This is a genomic window from Amycolatopsis speibonae (assembly GCF_042647925.1).
Lineage (GTDB): Bacteria > Actinomycetota > Actinomycetes > Mycobacteriales > Pseudonocardiaceae > Amycolatopsis > Amycolatopsis speibonae.
Genome location: NZ_JBHRWK010000059.1, coordinates 65,964 through 81,004, shown reverse-complemented (window position 1 = coordinate 81,004; position 15,041 = coordinate 65,964). Strand labels below are relative to the sequence as shown.

Sequence of the window (15,041 nt, the reverse complement as noted above, 5' to 3'; positions counted from 1 at the left end):
GGGCCGTGCCGGCTCGCCACCACTTCATCGGAAGGCATCGTCGCGATCGACGCGAACACCGTCCTCGTCCTGCGTCAGCACATCGCGTGCCAGGACGCGGACAAGGCTCGACTCGGCGGCGATTGGGTCGACAGCGGGTTGCTGTTCACGCAGCCTGACGGGAGCCCTCTGCATCCGGCCGATGTCACCGAGCGGTTCTACGAGATCGTCCGCCAAGCCGGGCTGCCGCCCATCCGCCTGCACGACCTCCGCCACGCTCGCCCTCGCCGCCATGAAAGTCGTACAGGCCATGCTCCGGCACTCCTCGATCACCGTGACCATGGACACCTACACCACGGTCCTGCCCGAGATCGCCCTCGCAGCGGCCGAGGCGACGGCCAGCCTCATCCCCAGGAACCCCGCCCGACAGCTCGGGCTCGTCTCGGGCGCGGATCAGACCACAATGGACAGTAAGGAAGTGGAAGAAATGCGTCCACATAGCACAAAACCCCACGTCATCGAAACCGAAAACGTGGGGCCTGAATGTGCGCCATCAGGGACTCGAACCCCGAACCCGCTGGTTAAGAGCCAGCTGCTCTGCCAATTGAGCTAATGGCGCCTGCTTGTTCCGCCGCTTTGGTGTTCCCTCGGCGACGTGGAAAACATTAACACGGGGTTGCCGGGGCCCGTTTCAGGGGGGTCCCCTAGCGACGGGCCGGCACGTATTCGGCCATCCGGCCGCAGGCGTTGCGGCCGGTCAGGCAGACTATAGCCAGACGTTGGGGTTGGTACCAGGCGAAACGGGCGGTGTGCATGAGGGTCTGGGGAGCGACGGGGCGGTCGCGGGTGGCGTTGGTGGCTTTGGTGGCCGGGTTCACACTGGCCGCGTGCACGAGTACACCGTCGGGTGAAGCGCCGTCGCAGGGCGGCGCTCCCGGTGGTTCGCAGCAGAGCGGTGAGCCCGCTCCTGCGCCGAAGCCCGCCGCGATGACGCTGACCCCGGCGCAGGGTGCGGCGGACGTGGCGCCCGGCGAGCCGGTCACGGTCGCCGTCGCCGACGGCAAGGTGGGCGAGGTCAAGCTGACCGGCGCCGACGGCAAGGTCGTCGCGGGCAAGCCGAAGGAGGACGGTTCGGGCTGGGAGTCGGCGGAGCCGCTCGGTTACAGCAAGACCTACACGGTCACCGCGGCCGCGACCGGGACCGACGGCAAGCCGGTCACCGCGACCTCGACGTTCTCCACGTCCAAACCGGGCAAGCAGATCGGTGTCTCGATCAACCTGGTCGAAGGCGAGACGGTCGGCGTCGGGCTGCCGCTGATCTTCAGCTTCTCCGGCAACGTGCCGGACAAGGCGGCGACCGAGAAGGCGCTCAAGATCGTCACCGAGCCGCAGGCCGAGGGCGCGTTCCACTGGTTCGGCGAGAAGACCGTGATGTGGCGGCCCAAGGAGTACTTCAAGCCGGGCACGAAGATCTCGGTCAACGCGGCCATCTACGGCAAGAACCTCGGGAACAACACCTTCGGCCGTGAGGACAAGCCGGCCAAGGTGGTCGTCGGCGACAAACTGGTCGCGACCGCGGACGGCGGCACGCACCAGATGAAGGTCGTGGTGAACGACCAAGAGGTCAAGCAGATGCCGATCTCGATGGGCAAGCCGTCGAGCAGCACCCCTGCCGGGACCTACACGGTGATGAGCGAGCACACCGGGTACACGATGGACTCGGGCACCTACGGTGTCCCGTCGGACAGCAAGGCCGGCTACCGGACGTTCGTGAAGTACGCGGTGCGGATGTCGAACAGCGGCATCTTCTACCACTCGGCGCCGTGGTCGGTCGGTTCGCAGGGCAAGCGGAACGTGAGCCACGGCTGCATCAACCTGTCGACCGAGAACGCGAAGTGGCTGATGGACACTTCGAAGAAGGGTGACATCATCACGGTCGCCAACTCGGGCCCGCAGGTGCTGGAGCCGACCGACGGCTGGTCGGTGTGGCAGATGTCCTGGGACGACTGGAAGACCGGCGGCGACCGGAACTGACGCGAGGCCATGAGGGGTCCTCATAGGACGGAATTCGTCCTATGAGGACCCCTCATGGCGTTCCGGGGCGAGGGGTCCCGTTGAAGTACTCCCACTGCGTCTCGCCGCTGGTCTTGTAGCGGCACTTCTGGGACTGGGCCTTCGCTGGTTTGGGCGGGCTCACCGTCGGTGGCACCGAAGTGGACGGTGTCGCCGTCATCGCCGGTGGCGGTACGTGGTTCGGCCACCGACGGCACCGAACGGATGGGGGTCCGGGGGCGCAGCCCTCCGGCGGGGGTTTGGGGGCTCGGCCCCCAAAAAAAGGCGAAACCCCAGCCTGTGGGAAGAGGCTCGTGAGAGCCCCGAACAGACTGGGGTGATGGGGTGAGCGACGGGTTTCGAACCCGTTCTCTACCCGAATGGGGGAACACTCGGGGGTAGAACTGCCTGGTCAGTGACGTTCAGGAACATTCAGCGACGTTCAGGGGACAACAGCGTGTCCCCGTCGGGGACGCGGGAACTGAGCCGGAAAGCCAACTCGACCCTGACATGACGAGGCCCCCGGCACTCTGCCGGGGGCCTTCATCGTCACCACCAGAAACAGGCTGACGTAGCGACCAAAGGTCCAGGGCCGCGTCCCAACTCAGCGATGCGCTGCCGTGATCTCGGCGGCAACCTTCAGGACCTGATCGACCCGATGCCGCCACTGGCGCCGTTGCTCCCCCACGATGAAACACGTACTCGCCGCCACCGCGTGAACGACCACGAACGTCGCCGGGATCTCGCGCACGAACACGATCGCCGCGTGCGGGATGACGGCCACGGCGAGCAGGACACCTGCCAGCAACAGAACCCTGTGCGGTCTGATCGGCGTTCTCAGCAAGGTCATTTCTATCTCCTCCCGCCGGGGGGTTAGCCCGTCTGTCCTAGCACCTTCGCACGATCTGCGAAGCGTGTTAGCGCCGAACGAACTATCGAACCCGGGTGGAGTAACACATGGCCCGGATGTGTCACGAGGGGTTCCGGATCGACTCCGGATTAACTACCCTGCCGCATCGTTTCGTCCGAGTTCCGTCGAAGCTCGGTCGCCTTGCGGAGATAGTCCGCAGCAGCGTCGGGTCCCTGCACCTCGTTGATCTCCACGACCCGCTCGGCGAGTTGAACGTCGGTGAGCGCGAGGATCCGTCGTCGCGCAGCCGACGCCTCTACTTCGTTGTCGATCGGCGCGAGGATCCGTTCGATCTCACCCGCCGGCCACGACAGCGCGGTTTCGATCTTCGAGTAGTTCCTGTCCTGAAGGACGCGAGTCCCGTCTTCGAGGCTCGCCCAGGTGTTGCGGTCGACGCCGGCGGCCTTGGCGGCGGCTCGGACGCTGATCTGCAGTTGAACGCGGCGCTCTTTTACGCGGCGCGCCAGGCGTTGCTGGGGCGTCTCGTCGGTGCTCATGTTCTCTGCCTCTCCCCTGTGGTCGGACGTGCTGAATCTAGCTGAATTTGCCACTGACTTGCATACCGGTTCCACAAGTTGGCACATATGGACGAACATGGTTGCGGAAAGTGATTGCCTGAAACGGTTGCTGAATATGGCTTAACATTGCTAAGTTGATCGCATGGCAAACGAACCCCCCGGAGTCGCCGTCGCAGGCGGTGAACTGCGCAGACTCCGCAAGCTCAGCGGCGACAACCTCGAAGCCTTCGCGGACAAGGTCGGGGTCTCTCTCCAGTACGTCAGTCAGATCGAGCTTGGCGCACGGCAGTACGTCAGTCCCCGCGTCTTCGTCTCCATCTGCGACACCCTCGGCATCGATCCCGCTCAGCGGGACCGTCTCGTTCGGAAGGCGGCGGCATGAGCGAACTCACCACCTACTCCGTCGAGGACGTCGTCCGCATGTTCGGCGCCCGGTCCGACAGTTGGCTGCGGAACGGCATCAAAACGGGACGCTTCTCCTGCCTCCGGGTCGGCCGAGAAACCCGCTTCACGGAGGAGCACGTCCAGGCGATCGCCGCGGCGCTGGAGTACAAGGCGACCCCGAGTCCGGCCCCGGCAGTGGACGCGACGGTGTTCGGCGCGACTCCTCGCTCCGTCGCCAGGCACCGCAACCGCAAGGCGTCCTGACCTGCCGGTGGGCCGGGTCTCCCCCTTGCTTGCCCGGTCCACCGGCTTCCCATCTACTTCCCGAGAGGAACTGTCATGGACCAGTCGACCAGCGAGCTGATCGCCGCGGCGGTGTTCGCGGTCCTGTTCTTCGGTGCGTTGTTCGTTCTCGGCGTGCTGGTGCGTGCCTGATGGCGTCGGACCTGATTGCCAACGACGACCCAGTGAAGGTCGAACGTGCGCGGTCTCTGCTGCGGTCGGCGGCGAAGGCGGTTGATGCATTCGAGGAGGCGATCCGCGAACTGGTCGCGATGCGCGCGTGGGTTGTGCTCGGCTACAAGGACCTCTGTGTCATGTGGGAGGCGGAGAACGGGTTCAAGTGCCCGACCTATGCCAAGGTGCTCGCCGTTGAAACGCTGGCGGCCGAGGGAATGAACACGCGTACGGGACATGCGGTTCGTGTTCATGGGCCCGACGGTCATACGGCGGCGCACGTTGCCGATCTCGTCGGCTTGCCCAAGGCGAAGAGCAACGGGCCGACAGGATCGTCTCGTCACGTCATTGCGATCAGACGACAACTGGACGCGGGGGTACCGGCGAAGGACGTGGGGCTCAGCCCGCACACGGCTGCCGCCAACCTGCACAAATTCGCCAAGTCGCGCCCGAAACCGCGCAGGATTGGCAAGGCGCCCGACGAGTTCGTCAACGAAGGCTTCGCCATTCCGCGCCGTGATGCTGACGCGGTTGCCGAGGTGGCCCGCGAGGCCGACGTGCCGAAGGCGGCGATCTACCGCCAGGCCGTCGCCGAGTACCTCCAGCGCCACAACGTCAGCACGCACTTCGGGCACGCCCCGAACGGTGCCACCCCGGAAGTGGGTGCGTCGCGATGAGCGAGCTGATCCCGTTCGACTTCGACGGGCTCGACCAGTCGGTGTTCGTCGCGCATCCCGAGCACGGGCCATGTGCTCACTCCGAGAAGTTCATCAGGTGGGCCGGATGGAAGCGGCCGAGCGACGTTCGACGTGACCACCTCCTGCCGGGGATGGAGGTCGAAATTTCGATTCTCACCCAGAGTGGCGGGAAGCCGACGCGCCGCAAGGTGAAGCACCTGACGAAGCGCGGCATCCGTCGGCTGCTGATGCGGTCAAACCACCCGCGTGCAGAGCAGTACTCCGAACTCGTGCTCGACATGCTCGACGAGCTCGACCGCGTGGGAATGGTCGTCGACGAGAAGCGGATCACCGACGAACAGATCGAGGTCGGGCAGCGCCGCCTGAGTGCTCTTCAGGTCAAGCGCCTTCAGGAACGGCAGGACTACAAGAACATCCTGCGCACCTTGAAGCTTGGTGGGGCTACCTCTGAGGGCTACCGGCACGTTCAGGACACCCTCTATCTGACGCTGTTCGGACAGACGGCGCGCCAGATTCGCACTGCGGCTCGTGAACTCCGGACTTGGGAAGGGAAGCGCGGGCCCACCAAATCTGACCGTGGTGTCGCGAAGAACTACCTCACCGAGCGCGAGCTCAAGCTGCTGGACAACACGGTCCTGGCTGTCTTCGCGCAGATCGACTTGCACTACCCGAATGGCGCGACCGTCGCGGAAATGGTCGCCGCGGTCGGAGCTGCCTCGAAGCTCACGCTTCCTCGCACTGCCTGAGAAATGAAAGCGCCCGTCCCGTGCGCGAACACGAGACGGGCTGATCACGAGAGATCAACCTGAAGGGATCAACTCTCATGACCGAGACAGATCGTAACCGACCGGAGTCGCTGTCGGCGCGTGTGCGTCGCGGGGTGGCCCTGTTGGACGAGAAGGTGCCGGGCTGGCACCAGCGGGTCGGCCCGGACCTGAACATGGGCTATCCCCACACGGATGTGCTGGGGAAGGTGTTCGGCAGCTTCTACCGCGGTCGTTTGGAGCTGGGCCTGTCCAGCGGTGATTCCCGTGCTCTCGGTTTCGAGGGTGACGAGGAGGTGCCGTGGCGTTCGTGGGCGTCGGTGGTCCGTGGCGACGAGACGTTGACCCGCTTGTGGCGGTTCGTGGTCCGTCAGCGTCAGGCGGCGGCGTTGCGCAACCTCAACGCTGACAGTGACTACGACCGGGCGCTTTTCGCGGATCATCTGGTTCGGGTGTCGGTGGACGAGTTGCCGGTGGGTGCGCGATGAAAGACACCGTGGGCAGGCTCCGCGAGTGGGCCAACACCCAGGATGCACCTGAGCGGGCAGCGTACGAGCTGCTCGCCGACCAGGGCCACTGGCTCTGCCACGAAGGCTTCCTGAAGCACTGCGTGCGCGAGGACTTCGGCACGTTGTGGATCGACTGGTCCGCCGTCGCCGAAGGGCTGGAGACGTCGTCGTTTCTTTGGGGTTCGAGCGGGGAAATGGCGGTCCTCCGGTTCGCGTTGTCGCTCGCCCGTGACCAGCTCGGCCTGTCCAGTTTGGATACCGGCAACCGTCTCCTTGTTGTCCGCGCTCTCGGCTACGCGTTGGGGGTTCAGCGATGACTGCCGCGATCGAGTTCGTCGAGGGTGACGTGGTGGCCGGTACCCGTATCCCGACCCGCGAAGAGACGCACGGGAAGTTCGTGCGCCGATTCGGTCACACGGGTGCGGTGATCGAAACCCCCGAGGGGACGCGGGTTATCGCGAGGGCCCGCCGATACAGCGCTGGGGATGAGTGGCTATCGGGTGAGCGTCCTCCGGTGTTCGCAGGTTCGGGTGCCCTGTGGCTGGTGATCCGATGAGCCCGCAACGGATTCAGCGGCAGCGCACCAAGGACTGGCGGATGCCGGAAGGCGCCGTGTACGTCGGGCGGCCGACGATCTACGGGAACCCGTTCCGTGTCGGCGTTGCGTACTGCGGACCGACGATCCGGCAGGCCAACACGTCAGCCGAGGCTGTCAAAGCGTTTCGTGGGTGGATCGCGATCGACACTCTTCATCCGCTGTTCTGGGACCGCGAACTGATCGTCGCTCACGCGAAGTTGAAGGCGGCTCTCGAACGAGGCGATCTCGCCGGGCGCGATCTCGCGTGCTGGTGCCCGCTGGATCAGCCGTGCCATGCCGATGTCCTGTTGGAGATCGCGAACGGTGGTACGTCATGACCGAACTCAGAACCGGGATGCGTGTCACCGCCCATCGTCTCGACCGCATGGGCAGCGTGGTGATCGGTGAGCTGATGCCGTACGACGACAACCAGGGTGAGCGGGTTCGCGAAGAGGGGACCGGTGACGTCTGGTGTGTGGTCTCGGAGTCGGTGCGCCCGGCTGAGTTCGGCAAGGAAGGCCGCAACCCACTGATCGACCCTGACGACGAGTGTCAGGACCTTCGCTGCACCAGGCTCGAAGGTATCTGCGTCGGCTATCACTGCGCCCGCTGCGGTGAGCCCACAGGGATGCTCGGGCACACCGTTTGCGTCCGTACCGAGTCTCCGGAGGAACGGTCATGACGGTGCGCCAGACGTTCAAGATGCCCGCCCTCGTGCGCCGCGACTCCCCGTCGGTGTTCGTCGACAACCCCGAAGCCCAAGCGGAACACGACGCGATCACCCACCCGGAACCCGAGTTCTGCCACCAGAACTGTGACGGCCCGGAGACGGACCACCCGGTGACGTGGCGAATCCATCCTCGACCAGACCCCGGCCCCGTGGTCGCGGACGGCGTCATCACCGAGCTCGTGTCGTGCTGCACCTGCTGCGCCTGGTCGTGCGGCACCGAAGGGTTCGTGGCTCGTCTTCAGCGCGAGTCCTACGACGGCCGCGACATCCGTATCGAACGCCTCGCCAACGGGGTGTGGACCAAACTTCGAGGTGAAGTTCTGATGGGAATCATCCGCAAGATCAAGGAAGCCTCCAAGACGGTGGAACGCATCGTCCAGGAGGAAGCGCCCCGCCCGAAACCGGAACCGAAGAAGGCCGACGGCGAGAAGGGCGGCGGGAAATGAGCGCCGGGCAGATCGTCATGTGGGCCGTTCTCGGTCCCTTCGCCGCACTGGGTATCGCCGTCTGTATCGCGGGTTTCGTCGTGGACTTGAAGGAGTTCCGCGCGTTCATGTCCGCCCAAGACCGGAAGGAGGGCAAGCGATGAACCAGACCGAGCGACGACTCCGCACCCGACTCGCGGCTGCGTCCGAGCGCATGGAAGAACTCCGCTCGTCGTTCAAGGACGGCAAGCCTGGCGGCAAAGAGTGCGACGCGTGGGCACGCGGCGTTGTCGGCATTCACCGACGACGAGTTCGGCACGGACTACTACAAGATGGAGCGGAACGAGTCGTTGGCTGCTCGGGACTCGGCGGTGACGTCGTGACCGAACTGATCGAAGCCGCGAACTTCCACCAGACCCGGCGGCACTACGGCACCCAGATGATCTCGACGGTCGCCGGTATGCGCGGTATCGCACTCTGCTCAGGGCAGGTGAAGACGGACGTTTTCACCCAGGAGTACCACGACCACCTGGCACAGCAGCACAGATTCGAACGGGTCGAGAACTCGTCTCTGCCTCTGTGTAAGCGGTGTGAGCGGAAGGCCGCGAAGGAAGGCATGGAGGTCCCGAAATGACCGAACACGATCCCGTCCTGCACGTCGCCGCACTGCGTGTGCTGGCCGACTACACCCGCGAACGCTACAACGCGGCGAAGGAAGAACAGGCCGCGCAGATGGGCCGCGGCAGCCGGCTGGTCGCGCGTAGCCCGTTGGGGATGCAGCGGAAGATCGCGGCGCTGTCGCTGACCGACCCGAAACCGGTGGCCCGCATCAGTGATCGGGCGGCGTTCACGGCGTGGGTGAAGGAGAACTACCCGGAGGCGGTCACCTCGACGGGACGGATCGTGGGGTCCGAGAAGGAAGTCACAGAGGTCCTGTTCGAGCACGCCCCGCACCTGATCACGTGGGACACCAAGGTCGATCCGGGATTCGAAGTCGCGGTGCGGACTGGCTCGGCGGCGTTGGGTGCGCCGGTCGCGCCGAACGGGGAGACCGACATTCCCGGTGTCGTGGTGGAGTTGCCGGAGCCGCAGGTGCGATGCGTTCCGGAGAAGGACGCTCTCGCCGAGGTCGTGCACCTGTTCCGTGTGGGCAAGCTGTCACTGGATTCCTTCACACACCCCGAGCTCCCGGACGGTGTGGCGTGACCGACAACATCCTCAAGCAGTTGCGTGCGCCGTTCACCGCGGACCAGGTCGGAAAGCTCCCGCGAGTCACATGCGGCGACTGCTCGGCAAAGGACCGACAGTGCGGCAAACACCAGAAGAAAACCTGCCGTACCTGCAAGGCGTACGTGTCCACCCAGCACATGCACATCGACTACGTCGGACACGCACACGTCACCGAACGTCTTCTCGACGTCGACCCCAACTGGTCGTGGGAACCGTTGGCGCTGTCCGGGCAGGGCCTGCCGCAACTGGACGACGGCGGCGGCCTATGGATCCGGCTCACCGTCGGCGACCACACCCGCCTCGGCTACGGCCACGCCGGGCAGAAGCGCGGCGGGGATGCGATCAAGGAAGTCATCGGCGACGCGATCAGGAACGCCGCCATGCGATTCGGTGTCGCCCTGGACCTGTGGAAGAAGGAATCCCCGGAGCCGGTCGTCGACAGGCAGCCGCAGCAGCCGAAGGACGAGCTGTCGCTCACGCCGGCTCAAAGGGCGGGGCACTTGCGGGGCTTGATCGCGCAGCTCGGCAAGAAAGAGGACAAGGACATCAACGACATCGCGTCCGAGTTCCGTGAGTGGTCGAACGGCACGGAGATCAATGCGGCGCTGCCTGAGTTGCTGGAGAAGTATCTGGCGTACATCCAGCAGGACCGGTCATGAACCCGCATACCTGGCAGAAGCAGTGGGGTCGGAAGACGGTCGTCGAGTGCACGACATGTGACCGGACGATGTCCGAGACGGAGTGTCGCGACATCGTCAAGGAGCGCAGTGGCGGCGGTTGCGAGATCCGGATCGAGGGCTGGTGTCAGGGCCAGGCGCGGGAGTTCCAGCACCGGCTCCCCGCCGGGCGGGGCGGGCTGTACGTGCCGTCGAACGGGCTCGCGGTGTGCGGACACGGGAACGCCGACGGGTGCCACGGGTTCATCCACCGCAACCCGAAGGTCGCGACGGCAAACGGCTGGACCGTCGAGTCCGGTGTGGATCCGGCGTTGAAGCCGGTGGAGATCTGGATGTGGGGCCACATGAAGGCCTGCGGTCTCCTCGACGACGACGGTGGCGTCCATCTTCGGACGGAGGCCGCATGAGCCCGATCTTCGGTGCGTGGCTGCTGCTCCTCGCCGCCGGGCCGTACCTGGTGAACCGGCACCTCAAGTACCTGTCCAGAAAGGACCCCCGATGAAAATTCAGCTGACAGCCGCTCTCGGGGATGTCGACGTGCCCGTGAACTTCCGCTACGAACGCCGCGACCCCTACGCGGTGGCGATGACGATCGTGACCCGACCTCCGGTGACGTGGCTGTTCCACCGTGGCCTGTTGCATGATGGCCTGTCGCGTCCGGCCGGTGATGGCGCGGTCCGGGTGTCCAGTGGTGGCATGACCGTCGGGATCGGGTTGGACGGCTGCAACGGCAAGGGCATCCTCGTGTTCCAGCGGGATGACATCACCAACTTGGTGCAGTTGCTGGACAAGGTGGTGCCGTTCGGTCGGGAGGTCATCGACTGGTCGAAGGCGTCGGCGTTGTTCCCGGGGATCGAGCTCGCGGACGCCGTCGAAGGCGGTGCGTCGTGAGCACCGACCTGAAGGCCATCATGGATCGGGACGGCCGCCGCCGTCGGATGCTCAGCGACCCCGACCTGGTCGGCGACGCGCTGCTTTTCGCGCTGGCGCTCGACGAAGTCCTCGCCACCCGCAAGGAGCAGGGGCGTCGCTCCACGCGGCCGTGGGTGGTGGATGTCGCCGAGCTGATGTGGGGACCAGCCACCCTCAGCACCCGGTACCGGATCCGGCGTGTCATCGGCGACGACGTGCCCCGCTTCGAACCGCTCCACGATCCTGGCTCCCCGTGTGTCGCGCCGATGGTGCGCCGGAAAGGCCTGTGCGGCAAACGTGGATCCCTGTCCCTCGTGGACCGGGATCCGGAAACCGGGGAAGCACGCTGGATCGGGCTGTGCGCCCGCCACCGGGACATGGTGACCCAGTTCGACGCCCGCCGGAAAGCCTGGATCGCGAACGGTGAACCCTCACCGCCGCCGAACACCGGCGGGGTACTGAAGCGCTACTTCCAGACGAACTGGGCGCACCTGTACCAGTGGGCCGCGCCGCACCGGACGCCGCTCGACGGCGCTGTCGAGGCAACTCCGCCCCGTCCGACCCTGCGTCTGGTTCGTGACGACGAAGCCCCTGGGGGTGTGTCGTGAGTTGTGGGACGTGTGATGCCGGGGAGGACAGCCCGATCCACGGCGGAGACATCGAACTCCGCCGGCCGCGGCTGCTGGACTTGTTCTGCAAGGCGGGTGGCGCCGGCATGGGATATCACGTCGCCGGCTTCGAGGTGGTGGGTGTGGATATCGAGCCGCAGCCGAACTATCCGTTCGAGTTCCACCGTGCCGACGCCCTGGAGTTCCTCAGGACGTTCGGCAGGGAGTTCGACGCCGTTCACGGCTCCCCGCCATGCCAGCACTACTCGCCGTTGGGGGCGTTGAGTCCGCACAAGACCTACCCGGACCTGGTGCACCCGACGCGTCTCGCGTTGCGGGAGACAGGGCTGCCGTTCGTGATCGAGAACGTGATGTCGGCGCCCTTGGACAAGTCCCGGTCGGTGGTGTTGTGCGCGGACAACATGGGGTTGCGAACAGTGCGGCACCGCCGGTTCGAGTACGGCGGCGGCCTGGCTTTGACGCAGCCGGCGCACCAGCCCCATCGGGCGAGGACCGCCACCTCCCGCCGGCGGGAGCGGTGGGCGCAGGGCTGGCACGTGTCCATCACTGGTGACGTCGGGGTCTATGTGGGCCCGGAGGCGATGGGGATCGACTGGATGACCGGTGACGAGCTCTCGGAGGCGATCCCGCCGGCGTTCACCAGGTGGATCGGGGAACGGATGCTCGCCCACCTCGATGAGGGACGTGTCCCGGCCGGTTTCCCCTTCCGCAATGGGGAGGGTGCGTTGTGAGCCCCGCGGAGGCTGCCCGGCAGCTGGACGAACTCCTCCACGCTCTTGTGTTGGCGATCGAGTCGGAACCGTACCCGTACATCAAGACACCCACCGTCCAGGAAGGACAGAAACAGTGACCGGAGAAGAACACGCTGAGCTGGCCGAAGCTCTCTCGCTGGGTGCCGACGAAACCTTCGAGATGGCGGTCGACCAGCACGGCGTAGCAGCGGCGCAAGAAGGCTTCTTCATGGCCGTCGCCCGCGCTCAGGTGCACGCCACGCTCGCGCTCGTCGACGCCGTGAAAGCCCTCGCGCCGCAGGACGTACAAATGAAGTACTCCGACCCTGGATCGTCGTCGGATCGGCTGCTTCCACCCGTCTGAGACCGGTGCTGTCCGGGCCGCTTGGCCTGTGCCCGGACAGCACCCCCCTAACACCCCGAAAGGTGAATCCAGTGGCCGACACACGACTCTGGCACGGCGGCTTCCCCGGTTTGAACGTCGGTGACCTGATCCTCCCGCCCACCGGATCCGGCACCACCCGGATCCTCACCGCACCCGAAGGCGCCCACGTCCCGCCCGGACACGTCCGCCGGGACCGGGTGCACCTGACAACCGAGCGCGCGGCCGCCAAGGCATACGCGGCCGCATACCCGGACGGTGCCCTGTACGTCGCCGAACCCGTCGGGGACACCGAACCGGACCCGGACGCACCCGACCGGTCGATCCGCTGCGAACAGGCCCGTGTGGTCGCCGTCTACGACCCGTGCGTCCGCTGGGCAGAGCGCGGTACCCGGTGGCTCCAGCCGCTATTCGCCTGACCCTCCTAACACCCAACACCCCGAGGAGGTGAGCCATGAACCCCCGAGACTTCCTCGACGCTGTAGGGCGTCGCCCCGTATGGCAAGACGACGGGCTCTGCGCCCAAACCGATCCCGAAGCGTTTTACCCCGAGGTCGGCGGATCCACACGCGAAGCGAAGCGCATCTGCATGGCCTGCCCAGTGAAGGACATATGCCTCCAGTACGCCGTCGAGCACAAGGAGCGCTTCGGTATCTGGGGAGGCACGTCGGAGTTGGAACGGCGCAAGCTCTACGACACTCCCGTCCGAGTGTTTGGGCCTCCGAAGGACGACCCGGACCTGATCCGCCGTGTCCGCGAGCTGCTCGCGCAGGACTTCCATCCCGAGGTGGTCGCGTCACTGGCTGGCACATCGTCCAGGACTGTTCGCCGGATCCGCGACAAGTACGAGAACGGAGCAGCTGCCTGATGGGCCGCATGCGCACGATGAAGCCGGAGTTCTTCAAGTCGAGGTCTCTCGCGAAGGTCCCGCGCGAAGTCCGGCTGATGTTCGCGGGCATGTGGACCGAGGCTGATGATCACGGGAACGGGGTCGCGGATCCGCGGCTGTTGAAGGCAGCCCTGTTCCCGCTGGACGACGACGTGGAACCTGAGCATGTTTCTGCATTCCTCCGCATGCTCGTTGCATCTTCACACATCAGCCTCTACGCGGTGGGCGAAGAGACCTACTTTCACATCATCAACTTCACCAAGCACCAAGCGGCGGCGTATCGGAGGGGTGAGCCGAAGTATCCGGGTGTTGCTGCTGGTCAGAAGGTTGAACTAGATCCTGCATGCGAAGGCGTGCAAGAAAGTGCGGCGCGCACACCGAAGAGTGCTGTAACAGGTAACAGGGAACAGGTAACAGGTAACGAGGAAAAAGACTTGGCGACCGCTGCCGCGCCCGCCGTGCCTGTCCCGGATCTCTTCGATGCGTTCTGGTCGAACTACCCGCGCAAGGCGAACAAGCAGCAGGCGAAGAAGGCGTGGCCGAAGGCGTGCAAGAAGCTCTCGCCGGAGCGGCTGGTGAAGGCGGCCGCCTACTGGGCCGGGCAGTGGGAGACCGCGGGCGTCGAGACGCAGCACATCCCCCACGCGTCGACGTTCCTGAACAACGAGCGCTGGAACGACGAGCCGCCGCGTTCGCGCACCACCCCGGCTGCGAGCCCGACGGATGCGTTCGCGCAGCAGTTCCTCGCCGCGGGCCGCCAACCCACCCAGCCGCCACTCCGAGCGCTCCCCGGAGGTGCCTCGTGACCGAAGACGAAATCCGCGCGGTCCTCGCCGCCGCGATGGGCTACGACAACCGCCGCCCCGGCGACCTGAACGTCGTCGCCTGGGAGGAAGCCTCCAACATCGCCCGATGGACGTTGGGTGAAGCCGTCGAGGCTGTGCACCAGCACTACGCGGTGTCCACCGACTTCCTCATGCCCGGCCACGTCACCGAACGGATCCGCAACGAACGCCGCCACGCCCCATTGCCTGCGGAGCGGCAGATCGAGACCGCGCCGCCGGCGTCGGACGAACGGCGAGCGGCGTTCATGGCGCAGATCTCCCAGATCGGCCGGCTGCCCGCGGAGGAGACGCAGAAGTCTTCTCCGTCGGACCGGGAACGTCGTGTGCCGTGCCCGCACGAACCGTGCAAGGCGGGCGTGGGGAGGCCGTGTGGGCGTCGGGTGACGCGGCCTGGTGTGCATCAGGGCGAGTTCCGGGAGATCGCCGGCTATCACCCGTCCCGTGTTGAAGCAGCAAAGCGGCAGGAGCAGTCATGACCGAGATCGACGGAGGTACCGCCTGATGTACGGATGCCGCGGCTGTGGCCGCAACTTCGCTGGGCTCGGTTTGTTCGACAAGCACCGCTCCCCGCTAGGGCCGCACGGAACTTGTCTCGACCCGGCCGGGATCACGAACACCGCGGGGAAGCCGGTGATGGAGCTTCGCGACGGTGTGTGGAGCGGCCCGAAGTTGACGAAGGAGCAGGCCGCCGAGATCTGGAAGAAGAAGCCGACCGATCCCCCTGTGACTGTGTGAAGGAGACAC

At 65.8% G+C, this 15,041-nt stretch carries 26 protein-coding genes, 1 tRNA gene and 1 pseudogene; 24 read left to right on the top strand and 4 right to left on the bottom strand.

Annotated features, from left to right (window positions below):
• Positions 1 to 24: 24 nt before the first annotated feature.
• On the bottom strand, positions 25 to 321 hold the full coding sequence (locus tag ACFOSH_RS31935) for a hypothetical protein (RefSeq protein ID WP_378243254.1): 297 nt from the start codon (positions 319 to 321) through the stop codon (positions 25 to 27).
• A gap of 204 nt (positions 322 to 525) precedes the next feature.
• Positions 526 to 598, bottom strand: a tRNA-Lys gene (locus tag ACFOSH_RS31930).
• Between the two features lie 194 nt (positions 599 to 792).
• Here ACFOSH_RS31930 and ACFOSH_RS31925 point away from each other — a divergent pair.
• Positions 793 to 2,013: a L,D-transpeptidase gene (locus ACFOSH_RS31925; RefSeq protein ID WP_378243252.1), complete on the top strand. Its 1,221-nt coding sequence runs from the start codon at positions 793 to 795 to the stop codon at positions 2,011 to 2,013.
• A 622-nt stretch (positions 2,014 to 2,635) separates the two neighbouring features.
• Here ACFOSH_RS31925 and ACFOSH_RS31920 read toward each other — a convergent pair.
• Complete coding sequence (locus tag ACFOSH_RS31920) at positions 2,636 to 2,881, bottom strand: hypothetical protein (protein ID WP_378243250.1); 246 nt, start codon at positions 2,879 to 2,881, stop codon at positions 2,636 to 2,638.
• A gap of 149 nt (positions 2,882 to 3,030) precedes the next feature.
• On the bottom strand, positions 3,031 to 3,438 hold the full coding sequence (locus ACFOSH_RS31915) for a helix-turn-helix domain-containing protein (protein WP_378243248.1): 408 nt from the start codon (positions 3,436 to 3,438) through the stop codon (positions 3,031 to 3,033).
• Positions 3,439 to 3,601: 163 nt separating this feature from the next.
• On the opposite strand from ACFOSH_RS31915, the gene ACFOSH_RS31910 reads away from it, so the two are divergent.
• From ACFOSH_RS31910 to ACFOSH_RS31800, 23 genes and pseudogenes are all read left to right on the top strand, one after another.
• A complete protein-coding gene (locus tag ACFOSH_RS31910) occupies positions 3,602 to 3,841 on the top strand; it encodes a helix-turn-helix domain-containing protein (RefSeq protein WP_378243246.1) in 240 nt (79 codons plus the stop codon).
• Complete coding sequence (locus ACFOSH_RS31905) at positions 3,838 to 4,107, top strand: hypothetical protein (RefSeq protein ID WP_378243244.1); 270 nt, start codon at positions 3,838 to 3,840, stop codon at positions 4,105 to 4,107. The genes ACFOSH_RS31910 and ACFOSH_RS31905 overlap by 4 nt, the downstream gene beginning before the upstream one ends.
• Positions 4,108 to 4,277: 170 nt before the next feature.
• Positions 4,278 to 4,976, top strand: coding sequence for a hypothetical protein (locus ACFOSH_RS31900; RefSeq protein ID WP_378243242.1), 699 nt, complete (start codon positions 4,278 to 4,280; stop codon positions 4,974 to 4,976).
• Entirely contained in the window at positions 4,973 to 5,743 is a 771-nt protein-coding gene (gene rhuM, locus ACFOSH_RS31895) for a RhuM family protein (RefSeq protein WP_378243240.1), read from the top strand. Before ACFOSH_RS31900 ends, rhuM begins: the two co-directional genes overlap by 4 nt.
• 77 nt (positions 5,744 to 5,820) lie before the next feature.
• Positions 5,821 to 6,249 (top strand): hypothetical protein, encoded by a 429-nt coding sequence (locus tag ACFOSH_RS31890; RefSeq protein WP_378243238.1) that lies wholly within the window; start codon positions 5,821 to 5,823, stop codon positions 6,247 to 6,249.
• Positions 6,246 to 6,587, top strand: coding sequence for a hypothetical protein (locus ACFOSH_RS31885; protein WP_378243236.1), 342 nt, complete (start codon positions 6,246 to 6,248; stop codon positions 6,585 to 6,587). The genes ACFOSH_RS31890 and ACFOSH_RS31885 overlap by 4 nt, the downstream gene beginning before the upstream one ends.
• 235 nt (positions 6,588 to 6,822) lie before the next feature.
• Complete coding sequence (locus ACFOSH_RS31880; RefSeq protein ID WP_378243234.1) at positions 6,823 to 7,185, top strand: DUF4326 domain-containing protein; 363 nt, start codon at positions 6,823 to 6,825, stop codon at positions 7,183 to 7,185.
• Complete coding sequence (locus ACFOSH_RS31875) at positions 7,182 to 7,529, top strand: hypothetical protein (protein ID WP_378243233.1); 348 nt, start codon at positions 7,182 to 7,184, stop codon at positions 7,527 to 7,529. Before ACFOSH_RS31880 ends, ACFOSH_RS31875 begins: the two co-directional genes overlap by 4 nt.
• Entirely contained in the window at positions 7,526 to 8,023 is a 498-nt protein-coding gene (locus tag ACFOSH_RS31870; protein ID WP_378243231.1) for a hypothetical protein, read from the top strand. The genes ACFOSH_RS31875 and ACFOSH_RS31870 overlap by 4 nt, the downstream gene beginning before the upstream one ends.
• Positions 8,020 to 8,166, top strand: a complete 147-nt coding sequence (locus tag ACFOSH_RS31865) for a hypothetical protein (RefSeq protein WP_378243229.1) — start codon at positions 8,020 to 8,022, stop codon at positions 8,164 to 8,166. The genes ACFOSH_RS31870 and ACFOSH_RS31865 overlap by 4 nt, the downstream gene beginning before the upstream one ends.
• The gene (locus ACFOSH_RS31860) at positions 8,163 to 8,636 is read left to right on the top strand and encodes a hypothetical protein (RefSeq protein ID WP_378243227.1); all 474 of its coding nucleotides are present in this window, start codon (positions 8,163 to 8,165) and stop codon (positions 8,634 to 8,636) included. The genes ACFOSH_RS31865 and ACFOSH_RS31860 overlap by 4 nt, the downstream gene beginning before the upstream one ends.
• Positions 8,633 to 9,208 carry a hypothetical protein gene (locus ACFOSH_RS31855; RefSeq protein WP_378243225.1) on the top strand — a complete coding sequence of 192 codons (576 nt, stop codon included), beginning with the start codon at positions 8,633 to 8,635 and terminating at the stop codon, positions 9,206 to 9,208. Before ACFOSH_RS31860 ends, ACFOSH_RS31855 begins: the two co-directional genes overlap by 4 nt.
• Positions 9,205 to 9,891, top strand: coding sequence for a hypothetical protein (locus tag ACFOSH_RS31850; protein WP_378243224.1), 687 nt, complete (start codon positions 9,205 to 9,207; stop codon positions 9,889 to 9,891). The genes ACFOSH_RS31855 and ACFOSH_RS31850 overlap by 4 nt, the downstream gene beginning before the upstream one ends.
• Positions 9,892 to 9,959: 68 nt before the next feature.
• The gene (locus ACFOSH_RS31845) at positions 9,960 to 10,316 is read left to right on the top strand and encodes a hypothetical protein (RefSeq protein WP_378243222.1); all 357 of its coding nucleotides are present in this window, start codon (positions 9,960 to 9,962) and stop codon (positions 10,314 to 10,316) included.
• 91 nt (positions 10,317 to 10,407) lie between these two features.
• Positions 10,408 to 10,800, top strand: coding sequence for an SsgA family sporulation/cell division regulator (locus ACFOSH_RS31840; protein WP_378243220.1), 393 nt, complete (start codon positions 10,408 to 10,410; stop codon positions 10,798 to 10,800).
• Entirely contained in the window at positions 10,797 to 11,429 is a 633-nt protein-coding gene (locus ACFOSH_RS31835; RefSeq protein ID WP_378243218.1) for a hypothetical protein, read from the top strand. Before ACFOSH_RS31840 ends, ACFOSH_RS31835 begins: the two co-directional genes overlap by 4 nt.
• The gene (locus tag ACFOSH_RS31830; protein ID WP_378243216.1) at positions 11,426 to 12,181 is read left to right on the top strand and encodes a DNA methylase; all 756 of its coding nucleotides are present in this window, start codon (positions 11,426 to 11,428) and stop codon (positions 12,179 to 12,181) included. The genes ACFOSH_RS31835 and ACFOSH_RS31830 overlap by 4 nt, the downstream gene beginning before the upstream one ends.
• A gap of 115 nt (positions 12,182 to 12,296) precedes the next feature.
• Positions 12,297 to 12,545, top strand: coding sequence for a hypothetical protein (locus tag ACFOSH_RS31825; RefSeq protein ID WP_378243215.1), 249 nt, complete (start codon positions 12,297 to 12,299; stop codon positions 12,543 to 12,545).
• A 71-nt stretch (positions 12,546 to 12,616) separates the two neighbouring features.
• Positions 12,617 to 12,982 carry a hypothetical protein gene (locus tag ACFOSH_RS31820; protein WP_378243213.1) on the top strand — a complete coding sequence of 122 codons (366 nt, stop codon included), beginning with the start codon at positions 12,617 to 12,619 and terminating at the stop codon, positions 12,980 to 12,982.
• A gap of 35 nt (positions 12,983 to 13,017) precedes the next feature.
• Positions 13,018 to 13,254: pseudogene (locus tag ACFOSH_RS31815) on the top strand (WhiB family transcriptional regulator); the annotation flags it as partial.
• A gap of 176 nt (positions 13,255 to 13,430) precedes the next feature.
• Positions 13,431 to 14,258 carry a hypothetical protein gene (locus ACFOSH_RS31810; protein ID WP_378243211.1) on the top strand — a complete coding sequence of 276 codons (828 nt, stop codon included), beginning with the start codon at positions 13,431 to 13,433 and terminating at the stop codon, positions 14,256 to 14,258.
• Positions 14,255 to 14,773: a zinc finger domain-containing protein gene (locus ACFOSH_RS31805; protein WP_378243209.1), complete on the top strand. Its 519-nt coding sequence runs from the start codon at positions 14,255 to 14,257 to the stop codon at positions 14,771 to 14,773. Before ACFOSH_RS31810 ends, ACFOSH_RS31805 begins: the two co-directional genes overlap by 4 nt.
• 25 nt (positions 14,774 to 14,798) lie before the next feature.
• On the top strand, positions 14,799 to 15,032 hold the full coding sequence (locus tag ACFOSH_RS31800; protein WP_378243207.1) for an FDXHR family putative zinc-binding protein: 234 nt from the start codon (positions 14,799 to 14,801) through the stop codon (positions 15,030 to 15,032).
• Positions 15,033 to 15,041 lie beyond the last annotated feature (9 nt).